The 1,454-nt window shown below is 70.4% G+C and carries 1 protein-coding gene; it reads right to left on the bottom strand.

All coding sequences use genetic code 11. The annotated features are described in order from the left end of the window. The coding region (locus tag DW306_RS21315) for an Ig-like domain-containing protein (protein WP_168429304.1) at positions 1-1,454 on the bottom strand (1,454 nt) is incomplete at both ends.

Here is a 1,454-nt window from a genome sequence, read left to right as displayed (position 1 = left end):
GGGTCGATCCAGTCCGGGAGGATGTTGTACGAGACCGTGCCGCCCGCCTCGACCGTGAGAGAGGTCTTGCGCTTCGCCGTCGGGGCCGCGTTCTGGTCCCAGTCGTGCACCGAGAGGGCGACGGTCGCCGTGTCCTTACCACCGCGCCCGTCGTCGACCTCGTAGAGGAAGCTGCTCGAGCCCGAGGCGTCCTCCTCGACGGCGATCTGCAGCGAGCCGCCGTTGTAGATCGGCTGGACCGTGCCGATCGCCGGCTGCGCCTCGGCCATCGCGGCGACCAGGACGTCGCCGTCGGGGTCGTTGTCGTTGTCGATCACCGGCAGCAGGGCGGAGGCGCCCGGCCGCACGCCGAACGCATCGTCCTCGGCGATCGGCGGGGTGTTCACCTCGCTGCGCTCCGGCAGCGTCGTCTCGACGGTCTCCTCGGTGGAGTCGTCCTCGTTCTCGGTCTCGCCCTCGGGAGGAGTCAGGTCGTTCCAGTTGTCGACGCGCTGCAGACTCTCGTTCGGCATCCACGCCGCGCCGCCCACGGCATCGTTCAGGATGATCACGTCGCGGTTCACGCGGAAGACGAGGCTTTTGGAATCCTGTGCATCCTCGATCGTCGCCGAGACGTCGTTCGCCGACCCGGCGCACTCCCGCAGGAAGGCGCCGGACCCGCCCCAGGCACCGTAGGTGCAGCCCTTGAGCCACACCGGAGCGGCCGGAGAGCCCGTGCCCTCGGCATCCGTCGTCGTGGGCTCGCCGCCGTCGAGCGGCACGCTCACCAGAGCGGATGCCGTGGCCACCGCGACCGCGGTGTTCTCGGCGGATGCCTGCTGCAGCACGGCGTCTTCGGCGTCGCCGATCTCGGTGCGGAAGCCGCCCGGGGTCATCACGGTGCCGGATGCCGTGTCGAGCACCACCGGCGTGCGCCCGACGGCCGTGATGGTCGGCTGTACAGAGGCGTCGACCTCGCCGACCGAGGCCGTGGAGGTCTCGCCGGCCTCGCCCTCGTTGTCGACGGGGACGGTGACGACCTCGCCCTTCGCGCTCGACAGCCCGAACACGGTGCCGTCTTCGGCGACCGTCACGTCGGCGTTCTCGCCGAGCTCGGCGACCGGATCCACGGCGCCGATCTCGAACGCGGCGATGCCCTTGACGGGCACGACCCACAGGTTGCCCGACTTCCTGTCGAGGATCGCGGCCGTGCGGTTACCCAGCGCCACCTTCGCGGAGGCCGGGATGCTGGCGGAGTCGCCCATCGAGACGCGGGCCGGGTCGACGGCGGTCACGGTCGAGCTGCCCTCGTCGACCACCAGCACGTTCGTCGCGGCCTGGAGGATGTCGTAGTCCTCGCCGGTGGTGCGCAGCCCGCCGTCGAGGACGGTCGACTCGTGGTTGAAGTGCCCGACGAGCAGGCTCGACGTCTTCGTGATCCAGACGCCGCCGTCGTTCAGATCGACCTTCGTCGT

The sequence above is a fragment of the Microbacterium sp. K24 genome, assembly GCF_004794465.1.
Lineage (GTDB): Bacteria > Actinomycetota > Actinomycetes > Actinomycetales > Microbacteriaceae > Microbacterium.
This window is presented reverse-complemented; position numbering and strand designations above follow the sequence as displayed.